The sequence below is a fragment of the Siccirubricoccus soli genome, assembly GCF_024178315.1.
Lineage (GTDB): Bacteria > Pseudomonadota > Alphaproteobacteria > Acetobacterales > Acetobacteraceae > Siccirubricoccus > Siccirubricoccus soli.
On sequence record NZ_JAMZIK010000086.1, the window covers coordinates 24,643 to 43,268 of the forward strand.

The following is an 18,626-nucleotide window of genomic DNA, read 5'->3' on the forward strand; positions in this document are numbered from 1 at the left end:
GTTTTCTACAACTTCCACCCAGAAGCACCAGATTTCCTAGGTATTTGTCGGACACCCTCTCCGCCAGCTTCCTGTAGGACACCACCCCTGGCCGTTCGTGATCGCGGCGAAAGCCGTGCTGCCGGGGCCCGTCGGCGTGGCTTGTATCCGCCTACCTCGCCTCCGCCGAGGCGATCCGCCGCGCCGTCGCCAGCAGCAGCCGCGCCGCCCGCGACACCGTGCGCCCGCGCTGCACGATGGCAGCGGCTCCCACCGCCACCCGGGGACGAAGCTGCAGCAGCACCAGGTCAGGCGGCGTGCCGCTCATCGCCACATAGGGATCGACGATCGCCACCCCCGTCCCGGCGCGCACCAGGGAGAGCGCCACCGAGGTCTGCGTCACCTCGATCGCGATGCGCCGCTGCAGCCCCTCCGCCCGGAACGCATCATCGACCAGATCGCCGAGCGGCAACCCCCGCCCCACGCCGATGAGCGGCCAGGAGAGCAGGTCGCGCACCGTCACGCTCCCCTGCCCGGCCAGCGGATGCGCCGCCGGCACCGCGCAGACCAGCTCGGTCTCGTCCAGCATCGCCACCTGCACCTCCCCCATCAGCAGCGGCGACAGCACGAAGCCGAGATCCACCCGCTCCCGCGCCACAGCCTCCACCGCCGCGGTGTTGTCCATGGTCTGCACCGCCACCTGGATGCCGGGGCGGGACCGCCGGAAGGCGGCGATGGCGCGCGGCAGGAAATGGTCCGCGAGCGTCGGCGTCGCCGCAACCAGCACGGAGCCGACCGTCATCTCCCGGATGCCGTCCATCAGCCGGTCGATCCGCGCCACGCCCTGGAAGACCCGCTCCACCTCCGGGAGGATGACGTTGAGCTCCACGGTGGGATGCAGCCGGCCGCGGCGCCGGCTGAACAGGGGGAAGCCCGCGACCGCCTGGCTTTCGCGCAGCATCATGCTCACGGCGGGCTGGGAAATGCCGAGCGCCTCCGCCGCCGCGGTGACGGTGCCGTGGCGAGCAACGGCGTGGAGAACCTCGATCTGGCGATAGGTCAAGCGCATCAGCTCTTCTTATATTCTCATAAGAGCCGAGGGGTTGAGCTTATTCCGACAGGCGCGCAGGATGCTCTGGCCGCGCCCGATAAGCCCCCGCCGACAGGGGGAATGGGGCGCCGCAGGAATGTCCATGCGCATCACCTCCGTCGAAACCTCCGTTGTCGCCCTGCCCTTCACCATGGGCGGCCCGCATCCACTCTTTGCCGGCCGGCCTTGGGACAAGCTCGAGATCCTGCTGGTGCGGGTGGAGACCGAGGATGGACTCGTCGGCTGGGGAGAGGCCTTCGGCCATGCCGCCATCCCCGCGACCAAGGCGGCGCTCGACACCACCGTCGCGCCGCTCGTGCTCGGCCGGGATGCGCAGGCGATCGAAACCCTGACCCGGGGGCTGATGCATGCGACGCATCTGCTCGGCCGCAACGGGCCGCATCTCTACGCCATCTCGGGCATCGAGATCGCGCTGTGGGACCTGCTCGGCAAGCGCGCCGGCATGCCGGTCTGGGCGCTGCTCGGCGGGCGTGAGCGGGCGAGCCTGCCGGCCTATGCCAGCCTGCTCTCCTACGGCAACGACCTGGCGCTGGTGGCGCGCAACACGGCCGAGGCGCGCCAGGCCGGCTACCGCCACATCAAGCTGCACGAGTTGACGCGGGAGGCGGTGCTGGCGGCCAAGCGGGCGGCGCCGGACGCCGCCATCATGCTGGACGTGAACTGCGCCTGGACGCCGCCGGTGGCGCGCGACATGGCCGCCGCCCTGGCCGGGGACGGCCTTTACTGGCTGGAGGAGCCGGTCTGGCCGCCCGAGGATTCGCGGGGCCTCGCCAGCCTGCGCCGCCACGGCATCCCACTCTCCGCCGGGGAGAACACCGCCGGCCTCTTCGGCTTCAAGGCGCTGGTGGAGGCCGGTGCCATCGACATCGCCCAGCCCAGCGTGACGAAGGTCGGCGGCATCGGGGAGATGCTGCGGGTCTTCCGCTTCTGCCAGGCGCAGGGCGTGGAGGTGGTGCCGCACTGCCCCTATTTCGGCCCGGGCTTCGTCGCCACCCTGCACATCGCCGCCGCCCTCTGCGAGCGGCCGCTGGTCGAGGTGTTGTGGCTGGAGATGGAGGCCAACCCCTTCGACCCCTGGGTGCGCGCGCGGAACGGTCAGGTGACCGTGCCGCAGGGCCCGGGCCTCGGCTGCGACCCGGATCCGGCAATCCTCGCCCGCTATCTCTCCGCCCCGCCCACGCGCACCGCGGCGAGGACGCCGTCATGAAGGTCACCGCCCTCGAGACGACCCCGGTCGTCCTGCCGCTCGACAAGCCCCTGGGCAGCGCGCTCGGCGCCATCGCCCAGTTCGGCGTCATCCTGGCGACCATTCGCACCGATGCGGGGATCACCGGCGAGAACCTGATCTTCACCCTGAACAACCGCCGCACCGCGGTGCTGCGGCAGATGGTGGACAGCTTGGCCGAGCTGGTCGTCGGGCAGGATGCCGGGCACATCGCCGGCTTCTGGGCGCGCGCCTGGAAGGACATCAATTTCATCGGCCATCAGGGCGTGGCGGTGATGGGCATCTCCGCCATCGACGGCGCGCTGTGGGATGCGCTCGGCAAGGCGGCGGGGCTGCCGCTCTACCGCCTGCTCGGCGGCGCACGGAACCGGGTGCCGGCCTATCACTCGGGCGGGCTGTGGCTCTCCCACACGGTGGAGGAGCTGGTGGCCGAGGCGCAGGCTTTCGTCGCGCAGGGCTTCCGCGCCGTGAAGATGCGCCTCGGCAAGCCCGACCCGGCGGAGGATGCGGCGCGGGTGCGGGCGGTGCGGGAGGCGATCGGCCCCCACATCGCGCTGATGGCGGACGCCAATCAGGGGCTGACGGAAGCGCAGGCCACCCGGCTCGGCCGGATGATCGAACCCTACGGCCTGACCTGGTTCGAGGAGCCCCTGCCCTGCTGGGACCTCGAAGGGCTCGCCCGCGTCGCGGCAGAGCTCGACACGCCGATCGCCAGCGGCGAGACGGAATACACCCGCTACGGCTTCCGCCGCATGCTCGATCTCCGCTCGGCCGACATCCTGATGCCGGATCTGCAGCGTGCCGGCGGCGTCACCGAATTCATGCGCATCGGCCATATGGCGCAGAGCCACGACATCGCCGTCTCCAGCCACCTCTTCCCGGAAACCAGCATCCAGGTCCTCGGCGCGCTGCCGAATGCGATCTACCTCGAATACATGCCCTGGTTCTCGCGCCTCTACGATGAGACGCTGGAATTCGAGGCGGGCGACGCCCTGGTTCCGGAACGCCCGGGCTGGGGCTTCACCCTGAACCGCGACTACATTCGCCACCTGCAATCATAAGGGCCGCGGCGCAGCGGCCCATCGCCACCGGAGGAAGACCGCCATGACCATCACCCGCCGCGCCCTGGCCCTGGGCGGCACCAGCCTCGCCGCCGGCGCCGCCTTCAGCACCCACTTGGCCACCCCCGCCCTGGCACAGAACGAGCCGATCCGCATCGGCTGGCTCGCCGCCCTCACCGGCCCCAGCTCCGCCCCCGGCATCGGCTTCAATCGCGGCGTGCTCTTCGCCGCCGAGGCCATCAACGCCGCCGGCGGCGTGAAGGGCCGCCGGGTCGAGATCATCACCCGCGACACCCAGGGCGACCCGACCAAGGCGGTGAACGCGACGCAGGAGATGATCAGCCAGCTCCGCGTCCATGCCATCTGGGGGCCGACCAATTCCGGCGAATCCCTGGCCGTCACCGCCATCATGGCGCGGGCGAAGATGCCGAACATCCACCCCTGCGTCGTCGATACGCTGATCGACGAGCGCCGCTATCCCAATGCCTTCCGCCTCACCCCGTCCAACACCCAGTGGGACGACGCGGTGCGCAGCTACTGCCTGACCCGCGTCAACGCCAAGAAGGTGGCGGTCATCGGCGACACCACGGGCTATGGCGTCAGCGCGGTAAACGCGTCGGTCGCCGCCTTCCAGCGGGACAAGGCGGAGGTGGTGTACAAGGCGAATATCGACGCCACCCAGCCGGACATGACGCCGGACATGCTGCGCGCCCGCAATGCCGGGGCCGAGGCCATCGTCTTCTGGTCGGTGTCCACCGGACTGATCGCGCGGCTGCTCAACACCCGCGCGAACATGAACTGGGACGTGCCCTTCGTCGGCCATCCCGCCATGTCCTCCGGCGAGGTCGGCAGCCTGGTGGAGCGCCCGGCGAATTGGGAGAAGGTCTACGCCATCGGCTACAAGAGCTGCTCCTACGACGCCTCCGGCAACCTGCCGCCGCGCACGGCGGAACTGGTGCGGCGCCTGGCCGGCAAGGTGAACCTGCAGGACTCGCTGCTCTGGTGGGTGTCCTCGGCGATCGACGCCGTGGAACTGATCGCCAAGGCGGTGGAGGCGAGCAATTCGACCGCCAAGGAAGCGATCATCGAGCATTGGAATGGGCTGAAGGCCTATCCCGGCTATTACGGCACCTATACCTACTCGCCGACGCAGCATAACGGCTACCCGACCGAGGAGGTCGTGATGTCCGCGGCGAATTCCGCGAAGAACGGCGCCTTCGCCCTGGCCCCGGGCTACTGAGCCGGCGGCGCGGGAGGAGAAAGATGCTCGCTTCCATCATTGCCTCGGGGCTGGCGGTCGGCGCCGTCTATGCGCTGATCGGCATCACCTACAATACGATGTTCGCCACCTCCCGCGTCATGAGCTTCACCGCCGGGCAGCTCGGCATGCTCGGCGGCGTCTTCGGCTCGCTCTTCACGCTGCGCCTGGGCCTGCCCATCTTGCCCGCCCTGGTGCTCACCCTGGCCTGCTGCGCGCTGATCGGCGTGGTGACGGAAATCGTCGCCGTCCGCCCGGTGCTGAAGAGCCTCGACCAACACCTCTACGTGCTGACCACCCTCGCCGTCGCGCTGCTGATCCAGCACATGACGGCGATGGAATGGAGCACCGAGCCGCAGCCCTTCCCCCGCCTGCTCGACCTCGGCAGCGGCATCTGGGACGAGAAATACTGGCTGCCCGTGGCCGTCTGCATCCTGACCATCCTCGGCCTCGAATATCTCTACCGCCGTACCCTGGTCGGCCGCGCCTTCGTTGCCATCGCCGAGGACAATTTCGCCGCCCGCGCCCTCGGCCTGCCGGAGCGCAACCTGCGCATCGCCAGCTATGCGCTGGCGGGCGCCATCGGCGCGCTGGCCGGCTTCGCCGGCGGGCAGCTCCTCCTCGCCTTCTTCGCCAATGGGCCGCTGCTGAACTTCTACGGCTTCATCCCGGTGGCGCTGGGCGGGCTCGGGAACAACCGCGGCGCCGTCATCGGCGGCTTCTTGCTCGGCCTGTTCCAGCAGGCGGCGAATTTCCTGGTCGGCGGCATCTTCTCCTCGGTCGCCGTCTTCACGCTGTTCATCATCGTCCTTCTCGCCGCGCCGCAGGGCATGTTCGGCGCGCAGGCGGCGCGGAGGGTCTGACATGGATGCGACGACCGGGACCGCACCGCCGCGCGCGGCGGCGGCGGCAAGGCTGGCGGGGCCGCTGAGGCCGCTCTGGCCCTTCCTGCTGCTGCTCGCCATCGGCCTGGCCATGCCGCTGACGGGCAACGAGTATTGGGGCCTGATCACCACCCGCATGGCGATCTACTGGGTGCTGGTCGCCGGGTTGAACCTCATCGTCGGCTATGCCGGGCAGCTCGCCATCGGCTATGTCGCCCTGCTGGCCATCGGCGCCTATACCACCAGCGTGCTGGCTGCGGGCAATGTCCTCCCGCCGCTGCCGGCCTTCGCCGCGCTGGGCGTGGCGGGGCTTGCCGGCGCAGTGTTCGGCGTGGTGGTCGGCCTGCCGGCGCTGCGCCTGCGCACCTTCTACTTCGCGATGACCACGCTGGGCTTCGCCACCATCGTCACCCAGATCACCCTGGCCTGGCAAGACGTGACGGGGGGCGGCATCGGCATCGCCGGTCCGATGCTGCCGGCGCCCTTCGACACCACCTGGGGCTTCCTCTATTTCTGCCTCGGCTTCGCCGCCATCTGCACCTGGCTCACCGCCAATATCGCCCGCAGCCGCTTCGGCCGCGCCCTGGTCGCGGTGCGGGATGCGGAGGTGGCGGCGGAGGCCTCCGGCATCCACAAGCCGAAGCTGCTGGTGCTGGTCTTCATCCTGGCGGGCGCGCTGGCGGCCATGGCCGGCGGGCTCTTCGCCACGCTGCAGACCTACATCACGCCGGACGCCTTCACCTTCGACCTCTCGCTGCTCTTCTTCATCGCGGTGCTGATCGGCGGCCGCGGCTCCATCCTCGGGCCGCTGCTTGGCACGGCGATCCTGACGGTGCTGCCGGAGATCGCGGCACCGCTGGCCGCCTGGTCCACCTTCCTCTACGCGGCGCTGCTGCTGGTCATCGTGCTCGCCATGCCGGGCGGCATCGCCGCGCTGATCGACCCGCGCAACCGGCGCAACTTGCCGGAGAACCGGGTCATCGGCCCCCAGCCGGCGGCGCTGGACGCGCTGCTCGGCCGGCGGGAGGTGCCGGCGCCGCTCACCCTCCGCGGCATCGTGCTCGCCTTCGGCGGGGTGCGCGCCATCGACGGCGTGGACCTGGAGGTGACGCCCGGCCAGGTGCATGGGCTCATCGGCCCGAATGGCAGCGGCAAGACGACGACGCTCAACGTGATCTCCGGCTATTACCGGCCGGAGGCCGGCAGCATGGCGATCGGCCCGGCGCCCCTGCCGGCCGGGAAGCCGCAGGGCCGCGCCGGCCTGCGCATCGCCCGCACCTTCCAGACGCCGCGGCTGATCGGCGAGGCCTCGGTGCTGGAGAATGTCATGATCGGCGGCACGACCGACGGCAGGACGGGCTTCGCCGAGGCGCTGCTGGCCCTGCCGCGGCAGCGGCAGGAGGAGCGGGAATTCGAGGCCCGCGCCCGCCTGGCGCTGGAGGCGGTGGGCCTTGCCGGCCTGGCCGAGGCCCGCGCCGACCGGCTGCAGCACAGTGAGCTGCGCTTCATGGAGATCGCCCGCGCGCTGATGCTCCGCCCCGCCTTCCTGTTGCTGGACGAGCCGGCGGCCGGCCTCTCGACCGAGGAGATCCGCCGGCTCGGTGCGCTGATCCGTGGCATCAGCCGGCATGGCACCGGCGTGCTGCTGGTGGAGCATCATGCCGACCTCATCTTCGACATCTGCGACCAGGTGACCGTGCTCAATCTCGGCAAGGTCCTCGCAGCGGGAACGCCGGCCGAGATCCGCGTGCACAAGGAGGTCGTCAGTGCCTATCTCGGCGCCTGAGCGCAGCCTGCTCGAGGTCAGGGGCCTCGAGGCCGGCTATGGCAAGATCGCCGTGCTGCACGGCGTGGAACTCGGCATCGGCGCGGGCGAGGTGGTGGCCCTGCTCGGCCCCAATGGCGCGGGCAAGACGACGCTGCTCCGCGCCCTCTCCGGCCTGCTGCCGGTGACGGCCGGTAGCGTGACCTTCGACGGGCAGGCGTTGACCAATGCCAGCCCGCGGGACGCCGCCCGCGCCGGCATGGTGCATGTGATCGAGGGGCACCGCGTCTTCACCCAGATCTCGGTCGCCGACAATCTGGAGCTCGCCGGCTACGACCTGCCGCGCGGGGAGCGGGCGGCGCGGATCGAGGAGGCGCTGGCCTTCTTCCCGGAGATCGCGGCGAAGCGGCGGGACCGCGGCGGCGCGCTGAGCGGCGGGCAGCAGCAGATGCTGGCGGTGGCGCAGGGGCTGGTGCGGCGGCCCAAGCTGCTGATGCTGGACGAGCCCTCGGCCGGCCTCTCCCCCGTGCTGCTGGACCGCGTGCTGGGGGTGGTACGGGAGCTCTGCGCCAAGGGTACCTCGGTGCTGCTGGTGGAGCAGCTCATCGAGAAGACGCTGGCCGTCTCCCACCGCGTCTATGCCATGGCGCAGGGCCGCATCGTGCTGGCGGCCGACGCGAAGGAGGAGGATCTGCCGCATCGGCTGGAGCGGGCCTATTTCGGCGAGGATGTGCCGACGGCGCTGCATGCCTGACGGGCGGCGGCGGCCGTAGTATCGGGCCGGTCCCGGCGCGGGTGGGGGGCCGGTCCGGCGCTGCCGCCATGCGGGGCCCGGTTGGCCGGCGCGGCATGGCGTTGGGCCGGCATCCCGAAGCCCCCGAAGGCCGGGATGGTCCGACCTTGCTTCACCGGGGGTGCCGCTCCGCCGGATGCCGGCCTCTGCCATGCGGCCGGGCCGCCGGGGGCAGCCCGATAGGCAGGCGCGGCATGGCTTGGGGCCTGGCATCCGGAAGCCCTCCGCAGGCCGGGCGGTCTCGCCGCCCCCGCCCGTTGAATGGACGGTCCGCCGCCGGCGGTCGGCCTCCGCCATGCGGCAGGGCTCCCGCCGCGGGGTGTGGCTGGCGCCCCTCGGCCGAGGTGGGGCCTACAACCTGTAGGCGCCGCCGGAGAGGTTCCTTCAACAAAAACACGCTAGACTGTGCGGGCGCCGAAAGGACCCCCAACCCGCCATGGCCACGACCACCCGCCCAGGACTGACCGCCGGACCGGCCTTGCTGCTGCTGGATGCCGGCCTCACCGCCCTGGCCTGGCCTGCCGCCTTGCTGGTGGCCTTGGGCAGCCTGCCGGATGGGACGCGGCCCAGCCCCTTCACCCTGCTGCTTTACCCGGCCTGCTACCTGCTCTTCCTCTACGCCCTCGGCCTCTATCGCCGGGACGCGCTGGTGGAGACGCGAAAATCCATGGGCCGGGCGCCGCTGGCGGCGGTGCTGGCGGCGCTCTCCGTCGCCTTTGCCTCCGCCATGCTGCCGCCACCCCTCGGCGGCCCGGCCGGGGCGGGGCTGCTCCTGGCCGCCCTCACCGCCTTCGTCAGCGCCGGCTTCGCCTCCCGGGTGATGCATTTCGTGCTGCGCCGCCGCGGCGCCTTCCGCCGGCGCCTGCTGGTCATCGGTGCCGGGCAGCGGGCCTGGGAGCTGGCACTGCTGCTGCAGCGCGAAGGCCGCACCCTGAATTACGAGGTGACCTTCGTGCATGCGCCGGGCATGGGGGAGATCGATCCCCGCCTGGCCGCCAATCCGGACAACCTCATCCTGCCCGCCGGGGCGGAATTCCTCGGCATGGCGCGGCGGGCCAGGGCGGAGCAGATCGTGGTCGCGCCGGATGACCGGCGGGGGCTGGACATGATGGCGCTGCTGGCCTGCCGCACCGCCGGCTACCCGGTCCAGGAATACCACCGCTTCCTTGAGAAGGAGATCGGCCGGATCGACGTGAAGCGCATCGAGCTGGGCTGGCTGGTCTTCAACGACGGCTTCTCCTTCGGGCCGATCGACCTGGCGCTGAAGCGGCTGCTGGACGTGACCGCCAGCCTGGTGCTGCTGCTGCTGACCGGACCCTTCCTGCTGGCCGCCATGCTGGCCGTGCTGGCGGAGGACGGCGCGCCGGTGCTGTACCGGCAGAAGCGCGTGACCCAGGGCGGGCGGCTCTTCGAGATCCTGAAGCTGCGCACCATGCGCCGCGACGCGGAGCGCTTCGGCGCGGTCTGGGCCGAGGCACAGGATCCGCGCATTACCCGCATCGGCCGTTTCCTGCGGCGCACGCGGCTGGATGAGCTGCCGCAGCTCCTCAACGTGCTGCGCGGCGACATGTCCCTGGTGGGGCCGCGGCCGGAGCGACCGGAATTCACCCGCAAGCTGGCCGAGGCCCTGCCGCTCTATGAGGAGCGGCACCTGGTGAAGGCAGGGCTGACCGGCTGGGCGCAGATCAACTACCCCTATGGCGCCTCGCTGGACGATGCCCGCTCGAAGCTCTCCTACGACCTGCACTACGTGAAGAATCAGGGCTTCCTGTTCGACCTGCTGATCCTGGCCCAGACGCTGCGCGTGGTGCTGTGGCCGGGGGCCGGGGTGCGGTAGCGGCGGCTGCCCGCGCCTGCCGCAGCGGCCGGGCTGGCGAGGAGCTGGGCCAACGACAGCCGCGGCGAGAGCCCCGGTGCCATGATGGGTGCGGCCGCCTCCCTGCCGCCGAGAGGGAAGGCGCTTCGGGCATGGCCGAGTCATGCCGTAGCCGAAGGTGGCGCGAGGCCGGGCGGCACGGCACGACCCGGCCAATCCCACGCAGCTATGGGAGGTGTAGGAGGATCGGCATGGGCGGCGGGCCGACTCAGGCCTCGGCGAGGGTGCTGGGGTGGAAAAGGGCTTCCGGCGGGATCGGCCGGACGGCGAGGCCATCGGCCACGGCGAAGCGGATCATCGCCTCCACCTCCCCGCGGTTGCGGGCGAAGCCATAGGGCCAGGGATCGCCGCCCATGATCGCCGCCTGCTCGGCATAGGCGTCGGCGATCCAGGGCAGGGAGACCCGCAGCACGTTGGTGAGCCGGAGCTCCGCAAGGGACAGGTCGCGCGCCTTGCGGAAGGCGCGATGCAGCTCGAGGGGCAGCCAGGGATGGCGCTCGGCGACGTCCTTCCGCACGGCGAGGCAGTGCATGATGGGAAAGAAGCCGGTTTCCTTGTGCCAGGCGATCTCCTCGGCGCGCGTATCGGTCCAGAGGCGGGCGACCGGGGCGGTGCCCTCCGTCAGGCAGGTGGGCGGGCGGGGGGAGATCAGCGCATCGACGGCGCCGCTGGCCAGCGCCTCGGCGGGGTCCCGGCCCAGGGGCTGGACATCGACGCCGGGCGGCAGGGTGATGGGCACGCGCTCATCGCCGGTGCGCCAGCTTATGCCGCGCGTATCCACGCCGTAGTGCTCCCGCAATATGCCGCGGACCCAGAGCGCCGCCGTCTGCTGGTATTCCGGCAGGCCGATGGTCCGGCCGGCCAGGTCGGCCGGGCTGCGGATGCCACGATCCGTGCGGATGGTGATGGCGGCGTGGCGGAAGGCGCGGGAGAGGAAGGCGGGCACGCCGACATAGGGGCTGTCGCCCCGCGCCGTGGTGACGATGTGCGAGCCCATGGAGAGCTCCGTCACCTCGAAGGCGCGGTCGCGCAGCGCCCGGCGGAAGATGTCCTCCGGCTCTCCCGGCAGCGGGGTGAGGTTGACGCCCGGGATGCTGACGCGGCCGTCCAGGATCGGCCGGGTCCGGTCGGTTGCGACGCAGGCGAGGCTCAGCGCGATGGTCCCGGACGTCATGGGCGGCTCATCCCGTCGGGCTGCGGCGCAAGGGCGCCAGCGATTCGGACAGGGCCTGCGCCATTGCAGGCCCTGCCGTCTGCCAAGCCAGCCCCCGCGTCCACGCATGGAAGTCGTGACGAAAAAGTGATCATAATCTCCATTACAAGCGCATCCCGGTCGAGTGATTGTATACAAATTACCTCAACTTTATGGGCGGGAGACGTTCGGCATGGCGGCTTTCACAGGTACCAATGCAAGCGAGACGCTTACCGGCACGCCGGACAACGACACCCTCACGGGCCTTGGCGGCAACGATACACTGCGCGGCCTGGATGGGAACGACACTTACATCTTCGGGGGCGCCTTCGGGATCGACACGGTCTACGACACCACCGGCGTGGACCAGATCCTCATCGGCGCCGACTATTCCAGCGCCGATTTCCGCCTCTCCCGCGTCTCCGACGACCTGCGGATCCTGCAGGTCAATGGTGGCCAGTCGATCAGCCTCGAGAACTACTTCAACCCTGGCGTCAACCCGGCCTTCCGCGGCGCGGTGGAGAGCGTCGCCTTCGCCCAGAACGGCGCGATCTGGAACCTGGCCAGCGGCGCGGCCTTCCTGAACCCGGGTTTCGTCGGCACCAACGCCAACGAGACGATCACCGCCACCTCCGGCCCGGATGCCATCTTCGGGCTCGGCGGCAATGACACGCTGCGCGGGCTGGAGGGCAACGACACCTACCTGTTCTTTGGCGCCTTCGGCCGCGATTCCATCGCGGACAGCGCGGGGGTGGACCAGATCCGCATCGCCGCCGACTATTCCGAGCTGGATTTCCGCGCCGTCCGCGCCTCCAACGACCTGGTCATCAGCCAGACCAACAACGCCCAGGCGATCACGCTCGAGAATTTCTTCAACACCGGGGTCAATCCGGCCTTCCGGGGTGCGATCGAGAGCGTCGTGTTCGAGCGCACCGGCACCGTCTGGGACCTCTCGAGCGGACAACTCGTCATCCAGCCGGGCTTCTTCGACTACAACGGCTATCTCTCGGCCAATCCGGATGTGCGCGCCGCCGGGCTCGACGCCTATTTCCATTACATGACCTATGGCTGGCGCGAGGGCCGGGATCCCTCCGCGCGGTTCGACACCTCGCTCTACCTGGCGCAGAACCCGGACGTGGCGGCCGCCGGCGTCAACCCGCTGCAGCACTACCTGTCCTATGGCCAGGCGGAAGGGCGGGCGGCGCATCCCGCGGTCGGCTTCTCGCTCGCCGGCGGGCTGGATGCGCAATACTACCTGCTGGCCAACCCGGATGTCGGCGCGGCCGGGTTGAGCGCGGCCGCCCATTATGAGGCCTATGGCTGGCACGAGGGGCGCGACCCTTCCTACCTGTTCGACACCTCCTACTACCTCGCCCGGAATCCGGACGTCGCCGCTGCCGGGCTGAACCCGTTGACCCATTACAATCTCTATGGCTGGCACGAGGGGCGCGACCCTTCCTACCTGTTCGACACCTCCTACTACCTCGCCCGGAATCCGGACGTCGCCGCTGCCGGGCTGAACCCGTTGACCCATTACAATCTCTATGGCTGGCACGAGGGGCGCGACCCTTCCTACCTGTTCGACACCTCCTACTACCTCGCCCGGAATCCGGACGTCGCCGCTGCCGGGCTGAACCCGTTGACCCATTACAATCTCTATGGCTGGCACGAGGGGCGCGACCCTTCGGCCGGCTTCGACACCACCGCCTATCTGGCGGCGAATCCGGATGTGGCGGCCGCCGGCGTCAACCCGCTGCAGCACTATCTGAGCTATGGCGTGTATGAGGGCCGGTCGCTGGGCGACATCGGCATCGCCTGATACCGGCGGCATCGGTCCCGAACCGTCGCCGGGGCCGCTGCGGCGGCCCGGCGGCGACCGAGGGCGGTTGGTCGGTCACGACCAACCGCCCTCGGGGTGCCGCTGGTGCCGGCTCGTCTCGCGTCCTGACATCCTGCGCGATCCTTCGCGCAGGACACCGAGCCGGCGCCCAAGCGGCCTTCCGGAGCCCGGAAGCCCAGGACCTGCGGGGCCGGCACGAAGGGGCGGCTTGCCTTTGCCCGGGTTCACGCAAGCCGCTCCGGCCTGCTGCTCGAAGGGGGACCACCTCCTTCGCAGCGGTCGATCCGGTCGGGCCTTCTCTGGCCTATATGCCGGCCGCGAGAGTCTCCGGCGTGAAGGGCAGCGCGCGGGGCCGGAGGCCCAGCGCATCATGGATACCCCCGGCGATCGCCGCGATGGTCGGCGCCATGGCCGCCTCTCCCGCGCCGAGGAAGGGCTGGTCCGGCCGATCGATCAGGCTGGTCGTCACCTCCGGCACCTCCGAGAAGCGGAGGATCGGATAGGCATCCCAATTGTCGCTGGTGACGCGGCGGCGGTCGAAGCGCACCTGTTCCAGCAGGGCCACGCTGGCGCCGTGGATGGCGCCACCCTCATACTGGTTCGCCGCGCCGTCCGGGTTCACCGTCTCGCCGACATCGCCGGCGACCCAGAGGCGGCGGCAGAAGATGCGCTCCCGCGCCTCGATCTCCGCCACCACGGCCGCCCAGGCGCCGCTGTTCTTGTAGCGCGCCATGCCGAGGCCCATGCCCCAGCCTTCCCGCTTGCTTCGGCCGGCCCAGTTCGCCAGCTCTGCCGCGCGTTCCAGCACGGCGATGGCGCGCGGATCCTCCAGATGCCGCAGGCGGTAGGCCAGCGGGTCCTCGCCGGCCGCCTCCGCCAGCTCATCCATCACGCTCTCGATCGACCACACATTCAGCGTGGCGCCGAGGCCGCGCAGCGCGGAGGTCCGGATCGGCATCTCCAGCAGCCGCGTCGTCTCGATGGCCAGATGCGGGATGGCGTAGAGCGGCACGCCGTTGCGCGGGGCGCCGCCGCCGCCGGCCATGGGCGGGTTGATGCTGGGCTTCACCGGAAAGGGTTCGGCGAGCATCGAGGCGGCGAGCAGCGTCGGCTCCGGCGCGCGGCCGGGGCGGCTAGAATGGCCGTTGCTGATGATGTGGCTGCGCCAGCTCAGCAGCCTGCCCTGCGCATCCGTATCGGCCTCGATCTCCACCAGCATGGCGGGGGAGAAGGGCGCCCAGCCCAGTTCCTCGGCGCGGGACCAGAGCAGGCGGACCGGCGTGCCGGGCACGGCGCGGGCGGCCAGCGCCGCATCCAGCGCCACGTCATCGGCGCCGTTATGGCCGTAGCAGCCGGCGCCTTCCATGTGGCGCACGGTGACCCGCGCATCCGGGATGCGCAGCGCCTTGGCGAGATCGGCGCGGAGGTTGTAGGGGCCCTGGGAGTGGCTCCAGACCTCCAGCGCTTCCCCTTGCCAGCGCGCCACGGCGCAGCTCGTGCCAATGGACGCATGCGCCAGGTAGGGACGGTGGAATTGGCGCTTCAGCCTGCGTGACACGGTGGCGGGCGGCGTGCCGCGGGCGGCGACCTCGCTGCGCTCGCCGCGCATGGCGGCCTCGCGCAGCCAGTCCGGCAGCCCCGCCTGCTCCGGCAGCGTGTCGCGCTCCGCCCATTCGGCGCGGGCGGCGAGGCGCGCAGCGGCCGTCTCGGCGTCCCATTCCGTCGCCGCCAGCACGGCGAGGAAGCTGCCGCCGCGCACCACCCGCGCCTCGCCGGGCAAGGGGCCCTCGCGCAGCGCGGTCAGCGCGGCGCCGCGGGAGGGCGGGCGCACCACGCGCGCATGCAGCATGCCCGGCAGGCGAAGGTCGTGCACATAGCGCGCGGCGCCGAAGACCTTGTCCGGCAGATCGAGCCGCGGCACGGAGGTGCCGGCGATGCGACGGGCGGCAGCCGGCTTCACGCGCGCTTCGGCCGGGGCCTCGCAGTCCAGCAGCGCGGCATCGGCCAGCGCCCAGTAGCTGCCGATGGGGCCGGCGGGGCCGTGGAAGATGCCGTCGTCCACGGTGATGTCCTCCACCGGAATGCCGGTGCGCTGCGCCACCACCTGCAGGAAGATGCCCCGCGCTGCAGCGCAGGCATGGCGCATGGCGCTGCCGCTGTCCTGGGTGGAGAGGCTGCCGCTGGTCACCCCCTCATCCGGTGCCTCCGGCGCCACGGCGGCGCGGGCGGTAACGCGGGAGAGCGCCACGTCCAGCTCCTCCGCCGCGATCTGGGAGAGCGTGGTCAGGATGCCCTGGCCGATCTCCACCTTGCCCGGGGTGATGGTGACGCGGCCATCGGCGTGGAAGGCCAGCCATTGCGACAGGCGGCGATTGGCGTTGAGGCTGCCCGGCAGCTTCGGCGCGCCGGGCGGCGGGCCGCCCGTCACGTTGGTGAAGCCGCTTGATGGCAGGTGCGGCCGAGTCTCGCTGCGGGCCTCCGGCTCTCCGCGATCGGGCGCACTCATGCCGCCATCTCCCGCGCCGCCCGCCGCACGGCGCGGACAATCCGGTTGTGGCTGCCGCAGCGGCAGAGATGCGGGTCGAGCGCGGCGCGGATCGCCACCTCATCCGGATCGGGCGTCTTCGCCAGCAGCGCGGCGGCGCTGACGAGGATGCCGGAGAGGCAATAGCCGCATTGCCCGGCCTGCTCGGCGAGGACGGCGGCTTGCAGGGGGTGCGGGGCGTCCGGCGTGCCGAGCCCCTCGACCGTGGTCACGGATTTGCCGGCGCAGGCGGAAGCCGCGAGGGTGCAGGCATAGGCAGGCACGCCCTCCACCAGCACCATGCAGGCGCCGCAGCCCTCCGTGCCGCAGCCGAAGCGGGGGCCGGAGAGGCCGGCAGGGCCGCGCAGGGCGTGGAGAAGGGAGGTATCGGGCGGGATATCCAGCGTGACAGCCGCGCCGTTCAGGGTGAACTGCACCATGTCGCCTCCCGTAGCTTCTGGAAGGAGGGTCGCAGGGTGGAAAGGCGGTGTCGAGAGGGGCGCTGCCCCGCTCGAGCTCACCCCGCCAAAGGCCGAAGGGCCTTTGGAAACCTTGAGTTTAGCGCTTCAACCGCCGGGCCGAGACTTAAGGGTTCCAAGGGCCCTTCGGCCCTTGGCGGGTGGGGGTTCTGGGGGAGGGCAGCGCCCTCCCCCAGCCTAGGCCGGCAACTCGTAACCCAGCCCCGCCTCCACCGCGATCGTCTCCTGCACCGCGGGGCGCGCCATCATCCGCACGTAATGCGCTTCCAGCCCCGGCAGGGCGCCGGTCATCGCAACGGGACGGAAGCGCCAATAGAGGCGGAAGAGATGGATGTCGGCGATGGAATAGCGCCCGCCCACCGCCCAATCGGCGCCGCCCAGGCGCTGCTCCGCCAGGGCCCAGACGGCATTCGCATGCGTCGCCCCCTGGCGCCGCGCCGGGTGCACCGTCGAAGCGAGGAAGGACATCCAGGAGACCACCCAGGCCTCCTCCCCCCGCCGGCAGCAGCGCCGCCGCCGGATACCGGCGCGCCAGCCAGAACAGGATGCCGGCCACCTTCCGTCAGCGGCCGCCCATCCACCAGCAGCACCGGCACCTTGCCCTCCGGGTTCACCGCCAGGACGTCCGGCCCCTGGTGCTCCCGCCGCGTGAAGAAGAGCGAGCGCCGTGCGAAACGCGCGCCCACCTAGCGCAACGCGATATGCGGCGCCATGGAGCTGGAGTCGGGCAAGATGAACAGCGTCAGCGCCGGCTCCGCCATCGCCTCAGCCCCGCGCCGCGGCGATCAGCGCCTTGAAGCGGGCGATCACCGCAGGCAGCCCCTCGAACACGCTTTGCGAGATGATGAAGTGGCCGATGGAGACCTCCGCCACCTCCGGCATCGCCGCGATCGGGCCGATGGTCTCGTAGCTCAGCCCATGTCCCGCATGGCAGTGCAGGCCGAGCGAGGCCGCCACCGCCGCCCCTGCCTTCAGCCGCGCCAGGATCGGCCCGCGCGCCTCGGGCGCGGCATCCGCATAGGTGCCGGTATGCAGCTCGATCGCCCGAGCGCCGAGCTTCGCCGCGGCCTCGATCTGCGCCGGGTCGGGCTCGATGAAGATCGAGACCTCGGTGCCGTTGCCGGCGAGGCGCTTCACCGCCTCGGCCAGGAAGGGTCCGGCGCGCAGCACGTCCAGCCCGCCCTCGGTGGTCAGCTCGGCGCGCTTCTCCGGCACCAGGCAGCAGGCGGGGGGGCGGAGGCGGGCGCAGATGGCGACCATCTCCTCGGTCGCTGCCATCTCGAAATTCAGCCGCGTCGCCACCTCGGCGCTGATGCGCTCCACATCGCGGTCGCGGATGTGGCGGCGATCCTCGCGCAGATGCACGGTCACGCCATCGGCGCCGGCCGCCATGGCGACGCGTGCCGCCTCCACCGGGTCCGGATGGGTGCCGCCACGGGCATTCCGCAGGGTGGCGACGTGATCGACATTCACGGAGAGGCGCATCTTTTCCTCGCAATCTCCGCCGCCAGGCGGAGGGCGGCGATCAGGCTGGCAGGATCGGCCCGGCCGGTGCCGGCGATGTCCAGCGCCGTGCCGTGGTCAGGGCTGGTGCGGGTGATGGACAGGCCGAGCGTGACGTTCACGCCGCCCGCCATGTCCAGCGTCTTGATCGGGATCAGCGCCTGGTCGTGATAGAGGCCGAGCGCCACGTCGTAGCCCGGCCGCGCCTTGGCGGTGAACATGGTGTCGGGCGGGATGGGGCCGCGCGCATCGATCCCCTCGGCCCGCAGCGCGGCGACGGCAGGGGCGACGATGTCGCGATCCTCGGTGCCGAGCGTGCCGTCCTCGCCCGCATGCGGGTTGAGGCCGGCAATGGCCAGCCGCGGCGCGGCGATGCCGAAATCCCGCCGCAGCCCGGCGGCGGTGAGGCGGGCGGTCTCGACGATGAGCTCCGGCGTCAGCCGGGCGATGGCCTGCCTCAGCGGCTCGTGGATCGTCACCGGCACCACCCGCAGCTCCGGGCAAGCGAGCAGCATGATGGGCGGCACGCCGGTGCCAGCGATCTCCGCCAGGTATTCGGTATGGCCGGGGTGGCGAAAGCCGGCGGCGTAGAGGGCGGATTTCTGAATCGGGTTGGTCACCACCCCGGCGGCGCGGCCAGCCTTGGCCAGCGCCACCGCCTCGTCGATCGAGCCGATGACGGCAGGCGCATTCGCGGGGTCGATCCGTCCGGGGGTGGCCGGGCGCGGCAGGGGGCGGTGCAGCACCGGCAGCGCCGCGGGGAAGGCAGCCTCGGCCTCCTCCGGCGCGGCGATGCGGCGCACCGGCACACCGGCGATGCGGTCCGCATCGTCGATCAGGAAGAAGGCCGGGCCGGTGGCGCGCAGCGCCGCCCAGGCGCCGGCGGCGATCTCGGCGCCGATGCCGGCGGGCTCGCCCATGGTCAAGGCCAGGGGGGCAAGCTGTGGGGCGGTGCTGGCGGGGACGGTCTGCATTGCCCTCGGATGTAGCGCCGGGTCGGGGGCGCCGTCACCCGCGATCCGGCCGCTGGCCCCGCACCGGCGGCAGCCTGCCTGCCGGCAGCCCCGGTTGCGGGACGGCATCGCCGCTTTCTGGAACGGGATCGATATACCGAAGGCCGGCGTATCAAAAACACG

General features: G+C 71.2%; 15 protein-coding genes. 8 read left to right on the forward strand and 7 right to left on the reverse strand.

Going from position 1 to position 18,626, the window contains the following annotated elements:
- Positions 1 to 151: 151 nt before the first annotated feature.
- The gene (locus NJ376_RS14110) at positions 152 to 1,048 is read right to left on the reverse strand and encodes a LysR family transcriptional regulator (protein ID WP_252953917.1); all 897 of its coding nucleotides are present in this window, start codon (positions 1,046 to 1,048) and stop codon (positions 152 to 154) included.
- A gap of 124 nt (positions 1,049 to 1,172) precedes the next feature.
- Between NJ376_RS14110 and NJ376_RS14115 the strand changes: the two genes are divergently transcribed.
- The 7 genes from NJ376_RS14115 to NJ376_RS14145 all read left to right on the forward strand — a co-directional run bounded on the left by NJ376_RS14115 (position 1,173) and on the right by NJ376_RS14145 (position 9,913).
- A complete protein-coding gene (locus NJ376_RS14115; protein WP_252953918.1) occupies positions 1,173 to 2,297 on the forward strand; it encodes a mandelate racemase/muconate lactonizing enzyme family protein in 1,125 nt (374 codons plus the stop codon).
- On the forward strand, positions 2,294 to 3,376 hold the full coding sequence (locus NJ376_RS14120; protein ID WP_252953919.1) for a mandelate racemase/muconate lactonizing enzyme family protein: 1,083 nt from the start codon (positions 2,294 to 2,296) through the stop codon (positions 3,374 to 3,376). Before NJ376_RS14115 ends, NJ376_RS14120 begins: the two co-directional genes overlap by 4 nt.
- Positions 3,377 to 3,419: 43 nt before the next feature.
- On the forward strand, positions 3,420 to 4,616 hold the full coding sequence (locus NJ376_RS14125) for an ABC transporter substrate-binding protein (protein ID WP_252953920.1): 1,197 nt from the start codon (positions 3,420 to 3,422) through the stop codon (positions 4,614 to 4,616).
- Between the two features lie 23 nt (positions 4,617 to 4,639).
- On the forward strand, positions 4,640 to 5,497 hold the full coding sequence (locus NJ376_RS14130) for a branched-chain amino acid ABC transporter permease (protein ID WP_252953921.1): 858 nt from the start codon (positions 4,640 to 4,642) through the stop codon (positions 5,495 to 5,497).
- Between the two features lies 1 nt (position 5,498).
- A complete protein-coding gene (locus tag NJ376_RS14135; protein ID WP_252953922.1) occupies positions 5,499 to 7,304 on the forward strand; it encodes a branched-chain amino acid ABC transporter ATP-binding protein/permease in 1,806 nt (601 codons plus the stop codon).
- Positions 7,285 to 8,037, forward strand: a complete 753-nt coding sequence (locus tag NJ376_RS14140) for an ABC transporter ATP-binding protein (RefSeq protein WP_252953923.1) — start codon at positions 7,285 to 7,287, stop codon at positions 8,035 to 8,037. Before NJ376_RS14135 ends, NJ376_RS14140 begins: the two co-directional genes overlap by 20 nt.
- Positions 8,038 to 8,512: 475 nt before the next feature.
- Positions 8,513 to 9,913 carry a TIGR03013 family XrtA/PEP-CTERM system glycosyltransferase gene (locus tag NJ376_RS14145; protein WP_252953924.1) on the forward strand — a complete coding sequence of 467 codons (1,401 nt, stop codon included), beginning with the start codon at positions 8,513 to 8,515 and terminating at the stop codon, positions 9,911 to 9,913.
- A gap of 247 nt (positions 9,914 to 10,160) precedes the next feature.
- Here the strand turns inward: NJ376_RS14145 and NJ376_RS14150 are convergent, their stop codons facing one another.
- Positions 10,161 to 11,126, reverse strand: a complete 966-nt coding sequence (locus tag NJ376_RS14150) for a type 2 periplasmic-binding domain-containing protein (RefSeq protein WP_252953925.1) — start codon at positions 11,124 to 11,126, stop codon at positions 10,161 to 10,163.
- Between the two features lie 211 nt (positions 11,127 to 11,337).
- On the opposite strand from NJ376_RS14150, the gene NJ376_RS14155 reads away from it, so the two are divergent.
- Complete coding sequence (locus NJ376_RS14155) at positions 11,338 to 12,963, forward strand: calcium-binding protein (protein ID WP_252953926.1); 1,626 nt, start codon at positions 11,338 to 11,340, stop codon at positions 12,961 to 12,963.
- 325 nt (positions 12,964 to 13,288) lie between these two features.
- Here the strand turns inward: NJ376_RS14155 and NJ376_RS14160 are convergent, their stop codons facing one another.
- From NJ376_RS14160 to pdxA, 5 genes are all read right to left on the reverse strand, one after another.
- Positions 13,289 to 15,490: a xanthine dehydrogenase family protein molybdopterin-binding subunit gene (locus NJ376_RS14160; RefSeq protein ID WP_252953927.1), complete on the reverse strand. Its 2,202-nt coding sequence runs from the start codon at positions 15,488 to 15,490 to the stop codon at positions 13,289 to 13,291.
- Complete coding sequence (locus NJ376_RS14165; RefSeq protein ID WP_252953928.1) at positions 15,487 to 15,948, reverse strand: (2Fe-2S)-binding protein; 462 nt, start codon at positions 15,946 to 15,948, stop codon at positions 15,487 to 15,489. The genes NJ376_RS14160 and NJ376_RS14165 overlap by 4 nt, the downstream gene beginning before the upstream one ends.
- A 216-nt stretch (positions 15,949 to 16,164) precedes the next feature.
- Complete coding sequence (locus NJ376_RS14170) at positions 16,165 to 16,467, reverse strand: glutathione binding-like protein (protein WP_252953929.1); 303 nt, start codon at positions 16,465 to 16,467, stop codon at positions 16,165 to 16,167.
- Positions 16,468 to 16,752: 285 nt separating this feature from the next.
- Entirely contained in the window at positions 16,753 to 17,472 is a 720-nt protein-coding gene (locus NJ376_RS14175) for a pyridoxine 5'-phosphate synthase (protein WP_252953930.1), read from the reverse strand.
- Positions 17,457 to 18,464 (reverse strand): 4-hydroxythreonine-4-phosphate dehydrogenase PdxA, encoded by a 1,008-nt coding sequence (gene pdxA / locus NJ376_RS14180; RefSeq protein WP_252953931.1) that lies wholly within the window; start codon positions 18,462 to 18,464, stop codon positions 17,457 to 17,459. Before pdxA ends, NJ376_RS14175 begins: the two co-directional genes overlap by 16 nt.
- Between the last annotated feature and the right edge of the window lie 162 nt (positions 18,465 to 18,626).

What these genes read in the sequence shown, in the direction of transcription:
- pdxA (WP_252953931.1), bottom strand. Translation starts at nt 18,464, where the DNA reads ATGCAGACCGTCCCCGCCAGCACCGCCCCACAGCTTGCCCCCCTGGCC.
- NJ376_RS14165 (WP_252953928.1), bottom strand. Translation starts at nt 15,948, where the DNA reads ATGGTGCAGTTCACCCTGAACGGCGCGGCTGTCACGCTGGATATCCCG.
- NJ376_RS14135 (WP_252953922.1), top strand. Translation starts at nt 5,499, where the DNA reads ATGGATGCGACGACCGGGACCGCACCGCCGCGCGCGGCGGCGGCGGCA.
- NJ376_RS14130 (WP_252953921.1), top strand. Translation starts at nt 4,640, where the DNA reads ATGCTCGCTTCCATCATTGCCTCGGGGCTGGCGGTCGGCGCCGTCTAT.
- NJ376_RS14155 (WP_252953926.1), top strand. Translation starts at nt 11,338, where the DNA reads ATGGCGGCTTTCACAGGTACCAATGCAAGCGAGACGCTTACCGGCACG.
- NJ376_RS14160 (WP_252953927.1), bottom strand. Translation starts at nt 15,490, where the DNA reads ATGAGTGCGCCCGATCGCGGAGAGCCGGAGGCCCGCAGCGAGACTCGG.
- NJ376_RS14120 (WP_252953919.1), top strand. Translation starts at nt 2,294, where the DNA reads ATGAAGGTCACCGCCCTCGAGACGACCCCGGTCGTCCTGCCGCTCGAC.
- NJ376_RS14125 (WP_252953920.1), top strand. Translation starts at nt 3,420, where the DNA reads ATGACCATCACCCGCCGCGCCCTGGCCCTGGGCGGCACCAGCCTCGCC.
- NJ376_RS14175 (WP_252953930.1), bottom strand. Translation starts at nt 17,472, where the DNA reads ATGCGCCTCTCCGTGAATGTCGATCACGTCGCCACCCTGCGGAATGCC.
- NJ376_RS14115 (WP_252953918.1), top strand. Translation starts at nt 1,173, where the DNA reads ATGCGCATCACCTCCGTCGAAACCTCCGTTGTCGCCCTGCCCTTCACC.
- NJ376_RS14145 (WP_252953924.1), top strand. Translation starts at nt 8,513, where the DNA reads ATGGCCACGACCACCCGCCCAGGACTGACCGCCGGACCGGCCTTGCTG.
- NJ376_RS14110 (WP_252953917.1), bottom strand. Translation starts at nt 1,048, where the DNA reads ATGCGCTTGACCTATCGCCAGATCGAGGTTCTCCACGCCGTTGCTCGC.
- NJ376_RS14150 (WP_252953925.1), bottom strand. Translation starts at nt 11,126, where the DNA reads ATGACGTCCGGGACCATCGCGCTGAGCCTCGCCTGCGTCGCAACCGAC.